The organism is Lentilactobacillus sp., assembly GCF_040773105.1.
GTDB lineage: Bacteria > Bacillota > Bacilli > Lactobacillales > Lactobacillaceae > Lentilactobacillus > Lentilactobacillus parabuchneri.
This window is the reverse complement of the sequence record NZ_JAXGWW010000164.1, coordinates 1-4,595: the sequence shown is the minus strand read 5'-3', so window position 1 is coordinate 4,595 and position 4,595 is coordinate 1. Positions and strand designations below refer to the sequence as shown.

The window sequence follows — 4,595 nt, the reverse complement described above, 5'->3', positions numbered from 1 at the left end:
GCCAATTGGGATAACGGATGGACGAACGGCAACCATTTAGTGACTGAAAAAAGTGTCGCGATAAACCCACTTGGGGACAAAAATGCAAATTTCAAAACTTCGGCAAAGCTTCCGAGTAACATGATTGGAAACAAAATACTCAGCGTATCGCGAACAATCCGCGTCACTCGGCTTTTGTAAAAGCGTGTTGAGATAGCTAGTAATCGATTCATCACGGTCTCAGTCCCTCTCCGAAACCCCAAGGCAAGTGGGGTCCGACTGTATTGTTATCACTATTCTGTTTCAAAATGAAAATTTGTCAAGAAAAAAGTAGAGAGTGCGGAGCAAACCGCTTAGCTTCGGAGCACGTTTAGTGTGATGAGACCCGGTTAGACACTAGACGTTGCACTTTGTTTACGGTCGTTGGAGCACAAGTTAAAAGTTTTGGAGATGAACGCCAGTTCAGCGCCGAGACTTTTGACTTGTGTAGTAGGAGTCTGGGTCGTCGGAACACGTTTAGTGTGATGAGACCCGGTCAGACACTAGACGCAATCCTTCGCCTGCAGTCGTCAAACACGCCAATCAAAAAAGCAGCTAGCATCATGCACCCCGCTCTAACTGCTTAACCACTTATTCTAATATTTTAAAAGTTTCAAGCTGCATTGTTGCATCAAGCTAATTTTGCTTAACGACAACCTTCCTCATATTGACATGCGGAATTCCGACTTCCGTGAACGGGTCACCATATTGTTCAAAACCCAGCCGCTGATAAAACCCAATTGCGGTCTTCTGTGCCCCGAGATAAAACATTGGTGCATCTTGAAACATGGGGGATGCCAGCAGATACGCCAGCAATTGTTTCGCGTATCCCTGGTTCCGGTAGGCCTTCTCCGTTGCGACCCGCTGAATATGAATACCGGCTTCAGTTACGGTCGTCCGGGCCGTCGCAACCGGTGTCCCATCAACGTATGCGACAAAATGAATCGCGTCAGAATCTGTGCCGTCAAACTCATCGCTTTCATCAATCCCCTGTTCCTCAATAAAGACGTGATGGCGAATGGTTCTCGCATCTTGATAAATGGTATCTAATTGATCTGTTTGTTTAATTTCCAAAACTCATATCCGCCTACTTTTAGTATCGTTAAATGGTGGCTGAAAAAAGTGCTTTTCAGAGCAGCAACTTGCACCTAAGCCAACTAGCGGAGAAATCAAAGTCGATTTCCCTGTTTGTTACTTTGGAGTTGCTTGTTGGGCTACCTAGCTGAAAAACGTGCTACACGAGCCAGCTTTTTCCGCTTAGTCCAACAACCACCTTCAACCCAAAACCAGCGTTGAAGATGGTTGTTAAACTAATGCTCAAAAGCTAACCGGCTCGTTACGCACTCTACTCATTAAACCCCACTACCTCCACGTTGTCGCCGTCAATTTCCAGCTTCGTCACGCTGCCGTTTGCCGGGCGTTCCGTCACGTCGTACTTGCCCTTTCCATATCGTTCAACAACGCTTAGCAGTGTATTTCCATGGCTGATCAATAAGACGTTATCGCCATCTTTGATCTTGGGATTACTTTTGATCAAATCGAATCCTTGATCCATCCGTTGCCAATACTCCTCGTTATTTTCAGCTTGGTGAAATGGATCGGCTTCCTTTAGGTAATCTTTGGCCTTGCCAATCGAGTATTTTGCCACAATATCCGCAAAAGTTGGCAAGCCATGTGGTGCACCGGCCAAATACCACGCCTGGTTCATATCATTTCCTTCAAAGTATCCATAAAACTCTTCCCGGAAAAATTTGGCCGTGATTGGTTTTTCAATGTCAGAAGCGTTATTCTTATCTAAAATTGTTTGAGCAGTCTGTTCAGCTCGAGTCGTATCACTGCAGTACGCAGCCACAAATTTTGTGTCCTTCAGCTTTTCACCCGTATCGACCGCATTTTGGATTCCCTTTTCGGTCAAAGGCGAATTACTCCAACCCTGAAGCTTGTTATAGATGTTGAAATAGGTCTGTCCGTGACGAACCATGTACAAAGTAAATTTACTCATGTTGACACATCCTTTACCCTTAATAGTTAAAGTATAACAATTTTTCGGGCCCACGTTCAGGCAAAATCAATTTAAGATTTGGGCAAAATCGCTTGATTTTTCTTTTTTCTGCGAAATTATTTGATAAGATAAAACAAGTAATTATTTTAAGGAGCAAACCGTTTTGAAATATATTAATTGGGCCCTTGAAAAATGTAGTACACGCAAGGGTTTCATCGTTCTTTTAATCGTCTGCTTTTGGGCCAAAACAATGCTGGCCTATTTTGTTGACCTTGGGCTCGGGATTACCAACCCGTTTCAATTCTTCATTGTCTTGATTAACCCATTGGCCACCACCACTTTACTACTGAGCATTGCGCTTTACTTCAAGAAAAGCCGTTTCTTTTATCCAATCGCGCTGCTAATTGCCATTTTAAACACCGTTTTACTTTACTTAAACGTCATTTATTTCCGTGAGTTCACCGATTTTATGACTGTCAGCACCATGACTGGTTATTCAAAAGTCAACCAAGGTTTGAGCGGCAGTTCGCTCGCACTTACTAACATCCATGACATCCTGTATTGGATTGATTTGATCGTCATCATTGGCTTAATCGTCTTCAAAAAAATTAAAATTGATCATCGACCATTAAATAAACGGATCGGCTTGGCCGTAACGTCATTTTCGGTCTTGTTTTTCGTTGTTAATCTGTCACTGGCCGAAATGGATCGACCACAGTTGCTCACCCGGACATTTGACCGGACTTACATCGTCAAATATCTTGGTTTGGACGCGTTTACCGTCTATGATGGCTTGAAGTCCCAACACAATAACGACTTGCGGGCTACTGCCACCAAGTCGGAACTCAGCGATGTGCTCAAATTTACGCGCAGTCACTATGCCAAGCCAAACAAAAAATATTACGGAATTGCCAAGGGAAAGAACGTTATCGTCATCCATTTGGAAAGCTTCCAGCAATTTTTGATTGGTAAAAAAATCAACGGCCAAGAAGTGACACCGTTCTTAAATAAGCTTTATAAGAGCAAGTCCTCGTATTCATTTAAAAATTTCTTTCATCAAGTCGGCCAAGGAAAAACTTCTGATGCCGAAAATATGTTGGAAACCAGCACTTATGGGTTGCCACAGGGATCCTTATTTGCCCAACTCGGCAGCGACAATACCTTCCAAGCCGCGCCGGCCATTTTGAATCAACGCCGTGGCTACACCAGCGCCGTTTTCCACGGAAACATTGCCAGCTTCTGGAACCGGAATAACGTTTATAAAAATATGGGCTACCAATACTTCTTTGACGCCAGTTATTACAACACTACCGGTGACCGCTCGTTGGGGTATGGCTTGAAGGATAAGCTGTTATTTAGAGACTCGGTCAAGTACCTGCAAAATCTCCAACAGCCATTTTACGTGAAGTACATCACCGTAACCAACCATTTCCCGTATGATTTGGACAAAGAAGATACCAATTTCAAGACCACCAATACGCAAGATAAAGTTGTCGATAATTACTTCCTGACAGCTCACTACCTCGATCAGGCGGTTCACGAATTCTATAACTACATGAAAAAGACCGGCTTATTGAAGCACTCGGTTATCCTCTTGTATGGGGACCATTACGGGATTTCCAACTCGGAAAACACCAGCTTGGCCAAGGCTTTAGGCAAAAATCCCGACGATTGGGACGACTTTGACAACGCGCAATTGCAGCGGGTACCGCTCATCATCAACATCCCGGGTAAGAAGAACGGCTTTATTTCCAACAAATATGCCGGCGAAATTGACGTCTTGCCAACCTTGATGCACCTGCTGGGAATTAGCTCGAAACGCTACGTCCAGTTTGGCACCGACATTTTATCCAAACAACATGATCAAGTCGTAGCCTTCCGTAATCAGGATTGGGTCAGCCCGGCCTTCACGTCAATTAGCGGCGATATCTATTCCAATAAGACCGGTCAACTGTTGAAGTTAACCAAACGGCAGCAAGCTCAAGTTAAAAAGGATAAGAAACGAGTCAACACCGAGTTATCGCTGTCAGATTCACTCAACGAAAAGAACCTGCTTCGTTTCTACCATCCAAAGGGGTTTGAAGCAGTTGATCCCCGAAAGTACAATTACGCCGACCTTTATCAAAAAGAAAAGCGGATTGAAAAACGTTTAGGCAAGAAATCAACCAGTATCTATTCCGAAAATGGCGATAAGTCCACTTGGAAAGAGTACTTCACAGACGCGCCTGAAATCCATCATAAGACCACCGACAGCAGTCGAATCAAGATTACCAATCCAGACGCAAACAATACTGACAGCAGTCGCTAGGGGGCAGATCAGTCATGAAACGAGATTCTATGAAATTAAGAATTTTACTTTACAACATCTTGGTCGTCTCATTGGCCTTGGTCTCGTTTGTCCTGGCGATTCTGGCACTGGTCACTAAGATCACCCTCAGCCAAGGGCCATACCGAGTTGTCTTCACACTCATATGGCTCTTTTTCCTGATTGATTATCTAGTTCGATTTAAACGCGCCAAATCAAAAAAAGATTTCTTGATCTCGAATTTGTTTGACCTGATTGCCCTCATCCCGT

3 protein-coding genes and 2 pseudogenes are annotated in these 4,595 nt (G+C 43.9%); 2 read left to right on the top strand and 3 right to left on the bottom strand.

Going from position 1 to position 4,595, the window contains the following annotated elements; translation table 11 throughout:
- The 3 genes and pseudogenes from AB3112_RS08450 to AB3112_RS08440 all read right to left on the bottom strand — a co-directional run.
- A pseudogene (locus tag AB3112_RS08450) lies at positions 1-212 on the bottom strand (PTS sugar transporter subunit IIC); the annotation flags it as partial.
- Between the two features lie 442 nt (positions 213-654).
- Positions 655-1,092: a GNAT family N-acetyltransferase gene (locus AB3112_RS08445; protein ID WP_084973014.1), complete on the bottom strand. Its 438-nt coding sequence runs from the start codon at positions 1,090-1,092 to the stop codon at positions 655-657.
- Positions 1,093-1,363: 271 nt separating this feature from the next.
- Entirely contained in the window at positions 1,364-2,020 is a 657-nt protein-coding gene (locus AB3112_RS08440) for a histidine phosphatase family protein (protein ID WP_084973016.1), read from the bottom strand.
- A gap of 163 nt (positions 2,021-2,183) precedes the next feature.
- Between AB3112_RS08440 and AB3112_RS08435 the strand changes: the two genes are divergently transcribed.
- Both AB3112_RS08435 and AB3112_RS08430 read left to right on the top strand, forming a co-directional pair.
- Positions 2,184-4,328: an LTA synthase family protein gene (locus AB3112_RS08435; RefSeq protein WP_367334284.1), complete on the top strand. Its 2,145-nt coding sequence runs from the start codon at positions 2,184-2,186 to the stop codon at positions 4,326-4,328.
- Between the two features lie 14 nt (positions 4,329-4,342).
- Positions 4,343-4,595: pseudogene (locus AB3112_RS08430) on the top strand (ion transporter); the annotation flags it as partial.

Excerpts from the sequence above, each read along its gene's own strand:
- AB3112_RS08440 (WP_084973016.1), bottom strand. The coding sequence starts at position 2,020 with ATGAGTAAATTTACTTTGTACATGGTTCGTCACGGACAGACCTATTTC.